Annotated in this window: 10 protein-coding genes; 2 read left to right on the forward strand and 8 right to left on the reverse strand. The window is 45.3% G+C overall.

Annotated features, from left to right (window positions below; all coding sequences use genetic code 11):
• Nucleotides 1–3: 3 nt before the first annotated feature.
• From QUA71_RS04380 to QUA71_RS04400, 5 genes are all read right to left on the reverse strand, one after another.
• Nucleotides 4–1947 (reverse strand): hypothetical protein, encoded by a 1944-nt coding sequence (locus tag QUA71_RS04380; RefSeq protein ID WP_333282623.1) that lies wholly within the window; start codon nucleotides 1945–1947, stop codon nucleotides 4–6.
• A gap of 238 nt (nucleotides 1948–2185) precedes the next feature.
• On the reverse strand, nucleotides 2186–4192 hold the full coding sequence (locus tag QUA71_RS04385; protein WP_333282626.1) for a chromosome partitioning protein ParA: 2007 nt from the start codon (nucleotides 4190–4192) through the stop codon (nucleotides 2186–2188).
• 52 nt (nucleotides 4193–4244) lie between these two features.
• On the reverse strand, nucleotides 4245–7244 hold the full coding sequence (locus tag QUA71_RS04390; RefSeq protein ID WP_333282630.1) for a peptidase domain-containing ABC transporter: 3000 nt from the start codon (nucleotides 7242–7244) through the stop codon (nucleotides 4245–4247).
• Nucleotides 7241–7990, reverse strand: coding sequence for a peptidylprolyl isomerase (locus tag QUA71_RS04395; protein ID WP_190656712.1), 750 nt, complete (start codon nucleotides 7988–7990; stop codon nucleotides 7241–7243). The genes QUA71_RS04390 and QUA71_RS04395 overlap by 4 nt, the downstream gene beginning before the upstream one ends.
• Nucleotides 7991–8285: 295 nt before the next feature.
• Entirely contained in the window at nucleotides 8286–12086 is a 3801-nt protein-coding gene (locus QUA71_RS04400) for a glycosyltransferase (RefSeq protein WP_333282633.1), read from the reverse strand.
• Between the two features lie 356 nt (nucleotides 12087–12442).
• On the opposite strand from QUA71_RS04400, the gene QUA71_RS04405 reads away from it, so the two are divergent.
• Both QUA71_RS04405 and QUA71_RS04410 read left to right on the forward strand, forming a co-directional pair.
• Nucleotides 12443–14116, forward strand: coding sequence for a methyltransferase domain-containing protein (locus QUA71_RS04405; RefSeq protein WP_333282636.1), 1674 nt, complete (start codon nucleotides 12443–12445; stop codon nucleotides 14114–14116).
• 75 nt (nucleotides 14117–14191) lie between these two features.
• A complete protein-coding gene (locus tag QUA71_RS04410) occupies nucleotides 14192–15058 on the forward strand; it encodes a calcium-binding protein (protein ID WP_333282639.1) in 867 nt (288 codons plus the stop codon).
• A 117-nt stretch (nucleotides 15059–15175) separates the two neighbouring features.
• On the opposite strand, the gene QUA71_RS04415 is transcribed toward QUA71_RS04410, so the two are convergent.
• The 3 genes from QUA71_RS04415 to QUA71_RS04425 form a co-directional block, all read right to left on the reverse strand.
• On the reverse strand, nucleotides 15176–15979 hold the full coding sequence (locus QUA71_RS04415) for an MOSC domain-containing protein (protein WP_333282642.1): 804 nt from the start codon (nucleotides 15977–15979) through the stop codon (nucleotides 15176–15178).
• 118 nt (nucleotides 15980–16097) lie between these two features.
• The gene (locus QUA71_RS04420) at nucleotides 16098–16397 is read right to left on the reverse strand and encodes a putative quinol monooxygenase (protein ID WP_190656699.1); all 300 of its coding nucleotides are present in this window, start codon (nucleotides 16395–16397) and stop codon (nucleotides 16098–16100) included.
• 236 nt (nucleotides 16398–16633) lie between these two features.
• Entirely contained in the window at nucleotides 16634–17311 is a 678-nt protein-coding gene (locus tag QUA71_RS04425; protein WP_190656697.1) for a hypothetical protein, read from the reverse strand.
• Nucleotides 17312–17328 lie beyond the last annotated feature (17 nt).

The raw sequence follows: 17328 nt of genomic DNA on the forward strand, positions 1-17328 counted from the left end.
TCCTCATCCTCCGCGCAACTGGACAAACTGGTTGTCCACAGGATTATACACCCAAGCTTTAATTTCAGTTTGGGCGATCGGCAAATTATTATCCGACAAATCAACAGCCCACCTTGCATTATTGTATAACTCAGATTTTAAACTCTTAGCAATGTCGGGACTGTCCAAATTTACATAAGCGTTAGCAAAGAAAGATTTTTTGTCCCCGACAGATAGCAGTACAATATTCGGCTGTTGCAATTTTTCTGGCAAAACCGCCCAACCAGCAGCCTTGACAGCATCATTTTGCTTAACAGTCAAGGATTTATTGCTGGTTTGAGGTTTGTCTAAATAGCCGTACACTTTCTCGGTATTAGAAATAAACTCTATATTTTTCGCGAACTTGATCCAACCTATTTTGTCGATAATTGCAGCGCCTTCTCTTACCAGCCAAGTTTTTTTGCTCAGCACCCTCAAACAGCTTTCCGGCGAATTTTTGAAAAAATCCGAGGGTTCTAGATAGTTAATTAACTGCAAACAATCTTGAGCGCCTTGTTTGTAAAGAAGTGCCGCTCTAGTTTGGGCGATCGCCTGTTGAGAATTAACAATAATTGTAGCAATTAACACCCCTGCTACTACGCGATAAATAAATTTATAATTACTCCTTAACGTTGCTTTTGTTTCTTGATAATTACCTCGAACAAACAATGGCCCTAGCTGAACCAAAGCAATTAAGAGCAAAATCGAATTAGTGGTATATCTCGACGATTCAAGCGCGTGAATTGCCCCAAATTCTGCCCTCCCAGCCGTAATAAACAAAGAAGATAAAACCGAAAACAACCCTATTGACACCCAAGGTAAAGCCTGATATTGCAATCCTAAAGGAATTGTGGAATGGGCATCTTGCCGTAATCCTAAATGAATTGTGGGATGGGCATCTTGCCCGTCCAGCGTGGCAGCCTGAACCACGTTCATAACTGAGTTGGGATTGCTATAGCTTTCAGCAATATCATTGCTATCTGTGATTCCGAGGGGCGAAGGAATCGGCGGGAGTTGAGGTTGCTTTTGGAAGTTAGCATTCACAGATGAAGCTAGCGAACTTGATACAATTTTTTTCCCAAAATAAACTACAAAAAATATAAAATTTGCCAAAATTACCAATCCTACAAATGCCGAAATTCCCGGCGAGCGAACAATTGGCGAACCCAGCAAGCTTAAAAAGTAATCAATAACCACAAGCGGCTTATTCAACAATGAAACAATACTTGCTTTCCGACTAGGATGATAATCTATTGAGTAAACAGCACAAGTTGCCACAAACAGCAGCATCCATGCGATCGCTCTTTTTCGTTTCTGCGCTGTATTTCCCTTCAAAGCCACCACAGCCGGAATCGCAGCCAACCAAGACAGCAAGCCTTGAGCGAGCGAAAAACTCGCAACAAAGCAGAATACAGCAGCAATAGAGATTCTAATATTAGGCACTAATTTGTAAGGTGAAACCAGCGCATAAACCGCAGTTACTAAACACAAATTTACGAAAAACCAAGCTAATTGAAACCCCCAAAGCCAGTTTTCGTGCTGAACTAGAGAGCAAACCAAAATACAAGTTAAAATATTAGCTAAATGCCACAAATCATCCGCGATATTCTTAACGTGCATCAAGGATAACTTGTACATAGCGAGAAAAGTTATCGCAGCCAAACCTATGCTGAGACACAACTGATAATTAATATTCCATCGGGAAGCAAAAGCCAGCACCGCAATAATTATTTTAGGGAAAAGTATGCGGTGGTTGCTGTGCAAAGCCCAAAAATCGTTAAAAGTTACATTTCCCTGAGCTATTTTTTCAAAAAGGCTAGCTAACCTCCACTCGTCATCAACGGGAACGTTAACGCTAAAATTCGCTACAAATCCGATTAACAACAGGACAGGAATCAGATATAGAGTAAATAAGATTAATTTTTTCATCAATGTGCGATCGCACCGATTGCCATCACCATTTTATATCAACCCGGCTTAAATACCCTTTATTTTTTAGTCAGGGAAGGATCTTCGGCGAAGCTGAGTCTAGCCGCCGACGAAAGTTTGACTTTTGAGGAGTTTTAACCACCTAACCTAATTTTATCAAGGAGGTGGTATTTACTTTTTACTTTATAGCGGTAAGGTGCGCCTAGCGCACCCTACTTCTTTATAGCGGTTAACCGAATTACTTAATAGTCTTGAACGTATCCATTTTCCCTGTAAATCGGTTGATAAACATCTGCAAAACAGTCCGCTTGCCGATATTGATATTAGAACTCACGGACATTCCCGACTGCAAGTTAACCTCCACTTCATTTGCCTTGCCCTTGTTCAAAAGAAACTTCTGATTTTTGAGCTTAATTTTGGTTTTGAAAGCGTAGTATTTCCGCAGTTCAGTAGGAGGCTCAGCATCGCTGCTAATCTCTATCACTTCACCCTCAGCAGTACCAAACTCCATCGCCGGGAAAGCTTCTACATTCACTTCCACAGGCACGCATTGGTATTTCGTCAAACCCAGTGTCTCTCTGTTAACTTCCTTCTCTGGACAAACGCAACTTTTACCTGTTTCGCAGTCAATCTTTTCTCCATCTAATTGCTTGCCGTGATACTTCTCCAATTTTGCCCGCTTCTGTCTCAAAGCATCCAATACCAGAGCCACATTGCTGTTTTCCAGATAAACAACTGCTTCCAGACCGTTTTCGTCATCCAAAACTTTGAGCAGCTTTTCAGTTTGCTGCGCTTCGTAATAAGCTTCTTCGCAGCGTGCTGGGCGCGGTTCGCCCGGTTTCACCACCGACTTAATAATGGATTGGCAGATCGGATCTTTCGCCATATCCAACTTAGCTTTCTCCTTCGTAGAAGGCTTCAAATCAAAGATAACCCCGGATACCGGAGCTTTCATCACTTGAGTGTCGCGGTTTTGTTGAGCTTTTTCTAGCTGAGCGTTCACCTCAGACAGCTTTTTCAGGTTTTCCACTTTGAAGCGGCTTAGCTGAGAATCGCTGCTGGCAATTTGTTTCTGGTTTTCAGCAATTTTGCTGTAAAGTTCTTTTGCCCAGGAATCCTTGGTGTTTTTTAACTCTTCTTGGGCGCGGTTGATAGACTCCTGAATGCGCGCTTGGTCTCCTTGGTGACGCTGTATTTCAGCAGTAATTTTTTGGATGTCACCTTGACGCGCGTTAATTTCGCCTCGCCGCGTATTGATTTCACCGAGGCGCGTGTTAATTTCGCCTTTGCGAGAGTTGATTTCACCTTCGCGCTGCTTGATTTGATCTTGCTGTTTGAGAACCTCGCTTTGGCCTCTGAAAACATCTTGTTCTTGACGTTCTTTTTGCAGTTCAGCAATGGCTCCTTCCTCCACCAAGGGGGCGAGTCTGCCTAGAATGTTTTGATTCGACTTCAATACTTGTTGGGATTTCGCTAACTGTTCTTGGGCTAAGTCTTTCTGGGCCTCGGCCGATTTTACTTGCTCTTTCGATGAAGTTAACTGCTGCTGGGCATAATTTAATTGGTTTTGGGCAAAACCCAGTTGTTGCTGTGCCACTGTCATTTGATCGCCGGCGGCTTTCTCAGCATCCTGAGCTTGCTTCAGTTGTGTTTCCAACTCCTGAACTTGGCCTTGAGCTGCGGCGACGCGAGACAGAAATTCCGATCGATAATTAACATAAAGTCCTTGCTGGGCTGCATCAAAATTTCCGCTAGCTCCCCGATTTAGGTACAGTTCGTCAATCAAAGCTTGCAGCACTTGATTTTGTGCCGTGAGGCTCTGTCTGTCCTTGATTGTTGATTCTAGGTTAGAAGGAACCGCGCCTTGAATTTTGCCGTTTACAACATCTTCGTAAAATTTATTTTCCTTTTCCAGAGCTTCTTTAGTTTTCTGAATCGATGTTAAATCGGCACTGGGTGCAAGGGGGTTGAAAGTGAGCAGAGGCTGGTTTTTTTCCACACGATCGCCATTTTCAACGTGAAGTCTCACCACCGCGCCCGTAGCAGGTGCTTGGATGTCTCTAGCACCATCTTTGAGCTCTAATTGGCCTACAGCGGGGACAGCTTGCTCTACGCTAGCAAAATAAGCCCAAACTACAGCAGAAGTGGTCATCAGCATGATCATCCACAAAAACAAGTGGGACCAAATCGCTGGTTTTTCGAGAATGACTGGTTGCTCAGAAAGTATTAACGATTTCATAGCCATTTGTTAGTTTTCAGTTGTTAAGGGTTAGCGATCAGTTGTGAGTTGTTAGATATCAGGTATTCGATGACTCTTGTTGTTGGAAGAGGCAGTAGTAACGCCCTTTAAGAGCCATTAATTCTTTATGAGTTCCCCGCTCGACTACAGAACCTTGATCCATCATAATAATTACATCAGCGTTTTGGATTGTAGTCAGGCGGTGAGTAATGAAAAACACCGTGCGCCCGGCGAAAGCTTCTGCTAAGTTATTGCAAACTTGGCGTTCGGAATGGTAGTCGAGGGCGCTTGTAGCTTCGTCCAAAATCAGGAGTTTCGGGTTTTGCAAAATGGTGCGGGCGATCGCCAAACGCTGCCTTTGACCCCCAGAAAGCGACGCACCCCGCTCTCCGACTATCGTATTGTAGCCAGCAGGCAAGCCCATAATAAAATCGTGAGCTACCGCTAATTTCGCAGCTCGCACAATCTCATCCGTACTTGCATCGGGATTACTCAGAGCAATATTTTCCTGAACAGTACAGTTAAACAGCAAAGTATCTTGCAATACCACCCCAAGTTGGCTGCGAAGCGAGTACAGTTCCACCTTAGAAATGTCGTACCCGTCAATAAAAATCCGGCCCGAGAGCGGCGGATAAAGACGCTGCAACAGCTTCATCGCCGTACTTTTACCGGAACCGCTTCCCCCCACAATTCCCACAAAACTGCCCGCGGGAAATTCCAAATTCACATTCGCCAGTTGCAGTGGGCCGCTCTCCAGAAATCGGAAGGAAACCTCCTCATAGGTAACTTGCCCTTGAATTGCCGGCAGCGGGATATTGTTCCGGTCTTCATCGCTGGTTTCCGTCGGCGTATCGACAACATCCTTAAGCATATCGATCGACATCGAGACTTCTTGGAAACTCTGCCACACGCTCACAAAACGCAGCAGCGAACCAGTCACGTTCCCGGAAATAATTCGGAAAGCAATCAACTGACCCAAAGTAATCTCATTTCCCAGTACCAAATAAGCTCCCACCCACAACTGAGCTAAGTTACCCACCTGGTTTAAAAAGCTGCTAATCGTACCTGCGGCAGTCCCCGTGATAATTGTTTTAAAACTGGCTGTAATGTATTTTGCGTAGCGGCTCGACCACTCCCACCGGGATTTCAATTCTATATTTTGAGCCTTAACAGTTTGAATCCCGCCGACTACTTCAACTAAATAAGATTGAGAGTCAGAAAAACGCATATTTCTCTGTTTTATCAGGCGCAGCACCAGCGGATTGATTAGAATAATCATCAGCCCTAGTATCGGTACCACTGCCAAAGATACAAACGTTAGCTGCACGCTGTAGGAGAGCATAACGGCGACGTAAACCACCGAAAATACTGCATCGAGAACCACTGTCAGAGCTGTGCTCGTCATGAATTCCCGAATCTGGCCCATCATGCTGAATTTGTAAACCAGATCTCCCACGCGCCGATTGTCAAAGTAATTTTGGGGCAGCCGCAGCAAGTGGTCGATTACCTCCGCACTCAATTTGACATCGATGCGGTTTGAGGTATCTATAAACAAAAAGGTACGCAAACCGTTGAGCAGTCCTTCAAACAGGGCAACACCTAACAGAAATGCCCCCAAAATATCCAATGTGTCAATGCTGCGCTGACCTAATACTTTATCAATAATTATTTGGCTGATTAATGGGTTGGCAAGACCAAATAACTGTACAAAAAACGAAGCGAGCAACACCTCAAAAAACACTGTCTTGTGTTCCATGAGGGCCGGCACAAACCACCAGAAGCTGAACTGCTCTTTTTGCTCAACTTGCGGAGCTTGCAGCAGCAGGACTTCTCCCTGTTCGCCCCAGATTTCTTTGAACTGAGGTATCCGCTTCCGCATCAACCCTTTTTCGGGCGTGGCGAGCACCAATTCTTGCTCGGTAATGCTGTAAATAATGGCGAAGCTATCTTCCCATTTAATCATTACGGGGGCTTTGATGCGGTTGATGGCTTCTGCTGGCACTTGCGCCAATTGGGGCGTGAGGCCGATGCTTTGGGCGATCGCGCCGCAGGCTTGCATACTGATAGAACCAGCGGTTTTTAACTGATTTTCTAGAACTTTGCGGATGATATCTCGACGAAATTTGAGGCCGAAATACTTGCTCAACATTTGGAAGCAAGCTAGCGGGCCCTCAATCTTCCCTTTGGCGCGGAAAACTGGGTATTTCGTATTTGTCTCTGTCGGCGGAGGGGGAGGAAGGGGGTCCCAGTTTATTATTGTTGTATTATCATCCCCACCGCCACCACCCGTCGGGGTGGGCGTCGGGGTGGGCGTCGGCGGGGGTGGTGGTGGAGGTGGTGTTACTGAGGCTTCCCGGAAGCCGACCAATCGCGCGCCGAGGCGGCCTTCTACTTTTAAGGATTTGGCTGCGTTTTCCACAGAGAAGCGGCTGCCCGTGGGAAAGTCGCCCAAGACGCCGCTGCTGACGAGCCAAACTCGATCGGCATCTAGCTCTTTGGCGATGTCTTGAGTTTTTTTGTTGCCGTTTGGCACGTTGACAACAGTCGCGTCTTGCCAAGCTTGCAGGGTGAGTTCCTTGAGATTGGAAGTGCCGTCGGCTTGGCGCTGCAACTCTAGGCTCAACAGTTCAAATACTTCGCTCAAGGAACAGTGTTCGCGAAAGGCTTCTCCAAAGGTCGGCTGTTTTTCCAGTACGCTCAGGAAATCTTCGGCAGGTAGGACGATCGCGATCACATCTGTAGAGGCGATCGCCGTCTCGCAGGGAACTCCCCTGAGCAAGCCAGCCCAGCCAAGGATTTCCTTCGACTGAACCAAGCGTAAACTTACGTGGCGCTGCGAGCGCTGGTCAAAGCCCAGCAGCCGGGCCTGGCCTTGATAGATAATTGCCACCTGAGTCGGCATTTTTTCCCGTTCAAACAGGGGCTGCCCCGTCCGGTAGCCGAGGAGTTGGCATTTAGCCACCAAGGCTGACAGAGCCGTCTCTGAGAGTCGGTCAAAGGGAGGTGTTTTAGCTAGGAAATCCTGAATTTGGGAGAGGGAAACAGCGGAAGAAGTCATGATATTGAAGACACGGAAGAGAGGGGCTGTAGCGGGCCTATTTGCGATATCTGTTCGGCGAGCCAGCTTTCAAAGAGTTCGTTAATCAAGTGCAGCCGCATCGATTCATCGAGCTGGGCCGGCATGAACTTTTCTAGTCGAATAATTACCATCCATTCTGCCAGAGGACGTGGCGTCCAGAGTTGATTTGGCTGGCTGACGGACAAAAGTTTGCTGATTGCCGGGTGGGGCTGGCTCAGGGGTACTGGGCCCAACAAGCCGCCTGACTTGGACTCGGGCCCTTCGGAATACTCGCGGGCCACTTCTGCAAAGGTTTGTTCCCCTTCCAGGATGCGAAAGTAAAGTTCGTTTGCCAGTGCTGGATTTTTGGTGCGTACCAGGGAATAGACTACGTGGTCTAGGCTGGCTTTGCGGGTTAAAAAATAATTATCTACTTTAGGTCTCCAAGTGGCTTGCTTAAATTTTTCGATCAGCAAGGGCCTCACGGCCATCTCTTGAAGTTCTTCTTCCGTCATGTTTTGGCCGCGCAGCCAAGCTTCTTTAGCTTCGGGGGCTGTCAGTTGGTGTTGTGCCAGAAAGTTCTCGACGGCGGATTTGCGTTCTTCGTCGCTGCAACTAAAGGATGCGATCGCTTGGTCTACTATTACACCCCGCAAGAATTGCGGCATTAACTGGTACCGCTTCAGGAGCGATGGCATATCCTGAGCTTGCAGTAATTTATCGCCTATTTGAAAAAGTCCTGTCATTTTTTTATCTCCAACTGACTTGCGCTTCCCCTTTTAATTTAGCTGTGGCAGGAAAAGAGCGACAACCACTAACCCCTCGATTCCCCGATGATAGCAGACCGTCAGTGGGCTAGCGCTATTGCTGTCTATTTCTTGACGCTCTGCCTAGCGAGGGGTTCCCCGCGGGTCTCAGAATGGTAGCGGGATGCGAGAGTGGGAGAGTGGGAAAATCTTTACTTCTGCCATCTTCCTTCTTGACTCAACATCCATCCGTTAAATCCCGTACACTGCTTAGTTGCTGAACTTCCTTCTTCCTTCACTCTCGGAATAGTCTTTCAAAGAGTGTTCCGAGTTGGGTCGAGCAAGCGCGACTGTCGAGATATTTCGGGTTTGCCGCCATTTTTTGCTGGATTCGATCGCGGTAGTGCTGGCGCAGTTCTGGGTTGGTTCCCAGTGCTGTGCTGAGCTCTAAATAAGAGTTCTCGCTGTTTGCTACCAGTTCCGGAATTAGCAGTTCTTCGAGCACTGCGGCTGATTGTCGCGATCGAGTTGTTTGCCCTTTTCTTACCACTATAGGCAATCCGGCCAACAGGGGTTCTGCTAAAGAGCAGGCACTGCTGTATGGATAGGAGTCTAAATATATATCAGCCAATTCCAGACATTTTATGTAATCGGCGCGAGATGGCAGCGCTTTAATCACAACTAAGCGCTTTTTGTCAACCCCAAATTCGGCAAAGAGCGAGCGAATTTGTTTGTAAAAAGGCACCGTCGGATAGTTTTTAGTGTGGGAACTAAAGGGATACAAAACTAAAATAGAATTTGGTACCGCCGCAATAATTTTTGCCCAACTTTCTCTCAATTCTGGGATAATTGTAAAAGCTTGAGCGCCGGACATGAACACTACAGAGTCCTCGGTGGCTCCCCAACTGCTGCGAGTCGGTTCAACTCGGGCAGGTGCTGATTCTACAGTATAGCTTAAACAAACTCCCGAGCCTTTTAAAGTAATTAATTTTTCGCGATATTCTGCTGCTGCGCCTCCTGGCAAGGTCAAATCTCCGGCAATGAAATAATCGATATTTCTGCTTCCGGTGGTTGCGGGGGTTGATGCACCGGTAGCTATTTGCACCCGCCCTAGTCGGTGCAGGCAGAGGAGGGCGCTTGGTTGAGAAGTGTCGGTGGTATTGGTGCAGATTAGCAGAATATCTAAATCGTGCGATCGCATTTCTCGAACTTGATTGGGCAAATCTTCGGACATTTGCACCAGTTTGTCGGCGCAATTTTCGCAATATTTCCTCAGTCGCTCGTCTTGTACCTGGAAATGGTACACGATAATTTCAAATTTGCTTCTGTCTAAATATTCAAAAGTCGGAATTGCAGCACGAGTCTCGGATTCATCACTAATTTTATCAAGCAAAAACCCAACTCGGATTTTAGTTCTTTCAGGTTCTCTATGGGGAAAATCCCCTTCTATTTGACAGCCGACATTTTTCAAATAAAATTCCAGAATATCAGCTCGCTGACTCAATATATTGAGCAGATTGACCTCGCTCAAATACAAAGCTTGGAAACTAACATTTTTCGCCAGCAAAGCCGCCACATAACGCCAAACTTCTGAATCGGGAAAACTGGCGATATTAGCCGCGACGTACTTGATTAACTGCTGGAAATATTCAGAGTACCTTTCTATTTGCCAGTTTTGTTTAAAATAACCGGGAGACTGAAATATAAATTTCAAAAAGTCGTCAAAAAACCACTGGGGAATTGCTGCATTGTTATACTCAAGTGGCAACTCATAAGCGTCGCGGTACAGCATCGCTGCGAGGAGATATTGCATCTTATCGGCAATTTCCCCTCCTTCAGCAAGTTTCGAGGATAACTGCTGGACAAAACTTTGTTCTTCCTCAGTTAAACTTTCATTTTTGAGGGCGCTATCTAGGAGCAACTTATGAGCTTTCCCCATGTCTTTCAAGTAAGCACTTTCTAATTTTTTCGCGGGCAAATTCAGCCAATATTCAGCTAGCTGTTGGCGGTATGGGCGCAGCGCGAGAAGAGGCTGTTTTGAGGGGAATTTATTGTATTGATCAAGGAGTGCTGACAATTCCGATAAACTCGGCTGGGTTCTCAATGCCAACTTGTGGCGGATTGTCTGTTTAATTTGTTGATTCAAGAAACTGTAATCAGGACTATTTAGTAGTTTTTTGTAAAATCTTACTACATCCTTATGATTTTCCCCAGCCGCGAAGTTTTTCCAGGTTTGTTGTTCGGGATGAATCCGCAGTGAGGACAGTTTTTCATCTACAAATCCGATGTGATAGTTGCCCATGATTCGCCACCACATATCTAAGTCTACATACTGAGATAGTCCCGAATCAAATAATCCTATTTCTTCAAAGACTCGGGCGGCAATTAAGACGGTACTCGGTTCGCCAATTTTGTTGATGGGGTTGCTCAAGCAGTTAGTATCTGCCAGTAATTCTTTTCCTGGCTGAATAGATTTTAAATTTGACCAACTTTTATGCAAATCTTTAATTGAGTGGGAAGCACTCCGCAAAATCGGGCTAGATTCATCTTCAGCTATGGTGATGCCGCGCGGGGAGAAAACCATACCTATTTTTGGGTTTTCTTGGGCGACTTCGACCATTTTTTCAATACATTCGGGTGCGAGCAAGTCGTCTTGAAAGAGAAATTTAATGTATTGACCTTTTGCTTGGGATATGCAGAAGTTCCAGTTTTGTGATAAGCCGTAGTTGCGGTGCAGTACGATGCGGAAATCGAGTGAGGTTTGCGATTGGAAGGATTGGGCGATCGCAACTGTTTCGTCTGTGGAACCGTCGTCGGATATAATCAGCTCTATGTTAGAGTAAGTTTGGGCGATCGCACTTTGAATCGCTTCGCCAATAAATGCCGCTCCGTTGTATGTCGGAATACAAATGCTAACTAAAGGTCGTGCATTTTTTACTGTCGCCCCCTGAGAGGACTTTTTCCGTATTCCGCGCTCCAAGCTTTTGAAATTATCTGTAATTTCGGCAATATATTCGAGACGGTTTTGAATTTTGCTCCCGACAGTTGGCGGATTCAGTAAAGTCTTAATTTCATCAGAAGCTATTCTTCCAACTTGCTGAGCTTCCAGGTAATTGTTGAAGACATGACGCATTAAATCAGCAGCGTGTTCGACATCCGGTTCGGCCCAAACATTGCCTTTTTTGTAAGGCCCGCAATCTTTCTCAATTGGGATTAACTTATACTTGACTAAATAGCTATTGCCGACATTCATAAATTCTGTATTTGATGAATAGCCGGTGGCAATTACGGGTTTCCCGTAAAACATGGCTTCAGCCATTGTTAAGCCAAATCCTTCGCAGCGGTGCAGCGATACGTAACAGTCGCAATTGTATACCAAACCGTTAATTTTAGGTTTGGACAAATAGCCGTCTAGATGTTTGATATTTGAAGAATTGGCGATGGCAGAATTTAATAAGTTTTGCTGCTCTAAATTTTTGTTTGAATTAGAAGATTTGATAATCAACAACAGGCGGTCATCTTCGCCAAAAGCTTGTTTAAATGCTTGAATTGTCGCTAAAGTATTTTTGCGCTCGATGCGGCTAGAAAAATCGAAGGCAAACAAGAAAATAAATTTATTTTTCGGTAAATTCAGTGCTTCTCTGTTCAGGGAAGGTGCGGGGAGAGCAATACTAGGCATGATTTTGATAACGGGAATTGGCGCTACTGCGGCAATTGCTTCGGCGCAATAGTTGCTGTAAGTCCATATTTCGTGAAAGTGATTAAATGCGGACTGCCATTCCGGGGGAAAGGCGGGAAGTTCCCAGGCCCAAAAGCCGATGTTGTATTTTTTGTCAAAATAACTGGAACCTATATGTTTGATAAAGGTTGCAACTTCATCTGCGTTGACTTGAATTAAGTTTACGGGATAGGGATTATCTTGGCTAAAATTTTGATAGGTGGTGTCTTTCTTGCGGTGGGGACTGCGGGTAAAATTGTTTATGGCGAAGGGAATGTTGGCGGCTTCTGCAGCCCTGATATTTGCTCGGACACCTTCTCCTATGCCAAATTCGCCGTTGATGTAGCCGGCGATGTTCATTCCTAGATTAGGGTTCATAGTTTCTAATGTATTTAGCACAGTGTAGTGTGGATTTTTTGAGGAAAAGCAGAATTAATTGAGCGGCTCAATTGCGCTAAAAAAGGGTAGGTAGAGAATAAATTATAAATTTGCCGAATATTTGCTAACATATAGCAATCCTGGAGGATTGGTGAATAAGATTTAAAGGAAACGCTCTTAACGCACACCAAGAGAATAGAAAAGAAAAAAAGTTCGCAACTGAGAATCTAGTGCTTGACAAAGATAGCGATCGCCATTGTATACTGGCATCGCAATGCTAACCTTCGGCTGGTTGTCTGTCGGCATGGGTTGCTCTGTTTTATTTTACGATAAACTAATCAGGAATTTTAGACAAAGTGATCGATCGCGCCAACCACGACTTCTTGAAGCTGCTACCGCCGGATGCTAAAGTCATTGTCGAAATTGGCTGCGGTACGGGTTCGACGGGCGAACAGTACAAGCTGATCAATCCCCATTGTCAGTATATGGGCATTGAATGCGATCGAGAAAAAGCTCAAATTGCAGTCGATCGGCTAAACTGGGTGACTGTAGCCGATATTGAAGAAATTGCCCTCGAAAGTCTCGACATCGCTCCAGGAACCGTCGATTGCTTAATTTTCGGCGACTTGCTACCCTATCTGAAAAATCCCTGGGAAGTCCTCAAGCAGTACAGTGGTTTGCTGAATCCAGAGGGGCAAATTCTCGCCAGAATCCCTAATGTTCAATACTGGCGGCGAATTGTCAATCTGCTGCGGGGACAGTGGGAGAATCCCGACAGCAAGATGCAGCACTGGTTTACCCTAGAAAGTATTAAATCACTATTTGCTCAAGCCGGATTGCAGGTTTATGAATTTCAAGGGAAGGGACACAAAACCGAAAATTTTGTCCACTTTCAGGAATTACTGCATCCAATGGTAAAGGCTTTAGAGCTCACATCGAGCAGTTTTGCTACGGAAACTGGTGCTGAACATTATATCGTGCGATCGACCAAATCGACCGTACCTGCGCGCCGACTGCTGATTCAGACTATCATTATGGCTCCTACAGGGTGCGATCGCGTGCGAGTTTTGGAACCGGACAAATTTAGCGCCACAATTCCCGGTGTCCGCACCGTATCCGGCGTGAAAACAGCAGGATTAATTCCCCCTCTGCCGGAAGAAGAAAAAGTTTTCATCTGGCAGCGGACAATCATGCAATATCCTGCCTACATTCCCCAACTCAAAGAACTCCTGCAACAAGGCTATTTAATAGTAGCTGAAATTGACGACAATCCCATCCGCCGCCGCGAATATGCAGATAATAATTACCTCAGCTATCGCGGCTGTCACTGCGTGCAAACTTCTACAGAACCCCTCGCAAAAATTTTGCGGTCTTACAATCCAAATGTGGCTGTATTTCCCAATCACTTAGCTTATCTACCTCCGCCGCGAATTTATCCGGCAGAAGATACAGTCACAATTTTTTTTGGTGCACTCAACCGCGAAAAAGATTGGCAGCCTATTATGGGAGCACTCAATCGAGTTTTAGTCGCCCACAAGCACCGGATTCGAGTTAAAGTAATCCACGATAGAAAATTTTTTGACTCCTTGAAAATACAGCAAAAAGAATTTGAACCATTTTGCAGTTACGAACGGTACCAAGAAATCATGTACAGTTGCGATATAGCTTTGCTACCGCTTGTTTCCAACGCGGTTAACGAAACAAAATCCGACTTAAAATTTATTGAATGTGCAGCGCGGGGAGTAGCGGTACTGGCAAGTCCCACTGTGTACGAACATTCGATAGTCGAAGGTGAAACAGGATTGATTTATAGATATGAAAAAGAGTTTGAAACCAAACTAAATTCGCTGATTTCAGACACTTCTATGCGCCGGGAAATAGCTGCGAATGCTTACGAATGGGTGCGCGACAACCGCTTGCTGTGCGGGCACTACCGACAGCGGCGAGATTGGTACTTACAGATGCGGGACGAGTTGCCACGTTTAAATGCTGAGTTGCGCGATCGCCTGCCGGAGTTATTTGGTGACTAAATGCGGTAAGATTTATAGGGTTATTGTGCGATCTTACTGTTGTATTGTTTAATTTCTAATTGTTACTCCACACCAATGCGAATTCTATTCACTATTGCTCACTTTTACAATCCCAGCGGCGAGGGGAAACACGCTTCCCAGCGAAATGATCCGCAACCGCGACTGAATGCTTTAACCGCTTGCGTGACAGCGCTGCAAGCTTTGTACGGCAAATCTCAGTCCATGATTGACATTAGCGAATGTGCAACTATCCCAGCAAATCAATCTCAACAGCACGAAATAGACATTGTTATTTGCACTACTCAAGGTTATCATCTGTTGCCTCAACTGCCTGTGCAGCCCAGATGTTTTATGCACCACGCTACCAAATGCGAACCGCTGCTTTTGGGGTTTGAGTGTCAAGCTGTTTTGCGAGCGTGTCTTAACAAATACGATTATTTTTGTTATTTGGAAGATGATTTAGTTCTGCACGATCCGTGGTTTTTTAGTAAATTAAAGTGGTTTACGCATCACGGGGGAAATGGGAATTTGCTGCAACCTAATCGCTATGAAATAGCGCCTAAAGGCGCGGTTTTTAAAGCATATGTTGATGGTGATTTAGCAGAATCAGCTACTTCTCCGTTTCAAAATGTAGAGGAGCAGCGGCAGTTAATGGGAAAAATCATGGAACAAACAGTCGCTTTTGAGCGGGCGTTGAATCCTCATTCCGGCTGCTATTTTTTGAATGCGGAACAGATGGCACACTGGGCTAAGCAGTCTCATTTTTTGGACAGAGATACTAGCTTTATCGGCCCGCTGGAAAGTGCGGCGACTTTAGGAATTATGCGGACTTTTAGAGTTTACAAGTCAACTCCTTCCTATGCTAACTTTTTGGAGATTCAACATTTTGGAACGAGTTTTCTGAATTTGATTGGTAATAAGGTGAGGGTGCCGGAAGCATAATGAGTCGCTGGGTTGGGGCGGGTTTTGTGTTAATATTGTCTGCTGTCGGTTCGGATTGTAAACTCGGGTACGCCTCTAAAGGCTTCGGATAATATAACAACGCATCAACTGATTATTCTAGGGATGCAAAACATCGCCGATTTTAACTGTGCCACTGTTGATAATTTTGGCTAAAACTCCGGTTTGCGCGTGACCGAATTCCTGTTGCAGTAAACTGAGTAGGGAAATATCCCGATCGCCTGTTTCGGGATTAACTTCTATATTGACACAGCGATTGATTCGTGCTGTAACTTCTATGCGCGCCGTGCCTAATTGAAACTGTTTTCCGATCAACTCAAATTCTGACCAAGCTGCCATACCTTCTAGCACAATGTTCGGGCGAAATCGGCCCACGTCAATGTTTTGAAGAGCGATTTCTGTTAATTGGTCTAATGTGGCTTGACTGAGTAAAGAGATGTGTACGGGTTCTCGATCGGGATAACGAGTTTCGCCGCTGGTGTCGCCGACTAAGTGCAAAGGTGCAAACTGCGGGTGTCTCGCTTCTTTTGTGGGTTCAATTGCCGCCAGATATTCTGTGAAAAAAGCGCCGATGCGATCGCGCCCCGCTGCTGTGTTCGTTTCTGCCGATAACACTACAACTCCTTCACGCTTGACTGTTAAAACGGCCGTTTCCGGTTGATAATGACATTCTAAAGCTGCTAACAGAGGCCAATCGTTTTGGACAGCAAAATTTTTTTTGCTCATCCAAGGCACATTGTCTGCCGGCCTTTTTGCAGCTTCAAGATTATCTGCAAACATTAAGGCAAAAGCTCGATCGCCCTTAATTCCGTGTCCTGCTGTTAAAGCAAACTCCGACATTTCTTGCGGTGTCAGCCCTTTAATTGGATAAATAAATAACTGTTTTATTGTTGCAGACATCATAAATTTTAGGAAGTTACTACAATTTTAAATCTCAATCTTATCCCCCCCTTTACTAAGGGGGGATAGCGGGGTAGAAGCTATTTCACCAACCCTTAATAAAATTGCTCTAAAAACCGGATTAAGCTAGCAATTCATAGCGGCGGATATCTGGAGGCCCAACGGCCAAACCGTCTAATTTTTGCACAGCGTCTTGAATGTGAGTTGAACCGAGATGTAGTTCCAGCAAATCTGCACTTTCCCACTCTTCAACGAAGGTAAAATCTGTGGGATCGGCTTGATTTTGCAGGAGTTCGTATTTGATGCAGCCTTTTTCTTTGCGAGTGGGCTCCATAATGCTCAGCAGCAGAGATTTAAGTTCTGCTACTTTGTCGGGAAAGGCAGCGAGGCGGGCGACTACTCGCAAGGTTGTTTTGGACATAGGAGAAAAAGTCACAGATAGGACGATCGAATTTACCGATTTTTATTTGGCAAACTCAACAATAGAGGATTTTACTTAAAATAACCTAAAGAGGTCGATCGGTCAACGGCAGTAAAATCAATGCTGGGTGCGCTTAAGTCTCAGAAACGCGGTTTCTTCCCAAATTCTTCGTTAATAAGCGCCGAACCTCCTAGAAACCGGGTTTCTTGAGATATTTTGGCAAATACCGGAGGATCTCAATCTTTGGGATAAAATCGCTTGTTTTCTGTAGAATATTCCCAGGCCAGATCCTCCGGGTCTTTTTCGCGGCTCCACTGAGCAAACTCCGGCTTAAGTTTCCACTTGCCGATCGTAGTTGCGTGAACTTTGAACCTGCGGGAGAGTTCCGTCTGGGTAAAAGAGATTTTGGGTTTTTCAGGAGTCTTGGTTTGAGCAATGGGGAATAAATTTGGTTTTTTATCTTGTGCTTTTTCCCGATTTGTGGGAGGCTCTTGAACAGCTATTCCCGCATTAGCTGTTTCGCTTTGATTGACAGGTGGAGCTATTTGAAAATAATACAAAATTCCGCCTTGTTCTGTCACTTCAAAATCCGCTGCAAACTCAGAGGCTCGTTCGTCGAGATACTCTTGAACCTTTTCTCCGGGGAGTTTTGCATTCATCGCCAAATCCAAAGCCGTAACTCGCCCTTGATTTTCCTTGATTAACTTGTAGAAAACCGAGTCTAAATGAGCGAGTTTGTGTTTTTGTTGCTGCTGGTAGAGCCTCCAAGCCCAAGCAATACCCGCTGTGGTGGCGATCGCCCAAAACATCGTTCCCGACTCGAAACTGGCAACCGCCGTTAAGGAAATAGGCAAAAGCAGGGTAAGATATCCCCAAATGCTTCCCTTCTTTAGGTTATTGCTGTTTTTGACCATAGTTCCTAAACAGGTAC

The sequence above is a fragment of the Microcoleus sp. MON1_C5 genome (genome assembly GCF_036701875.1).
Taxonomy (GTDB): Bacteria; Cyanobacteriota; Cyanobacteriia; order Cyanobacteriales; family Microcoleaceae; genus Microcoleus.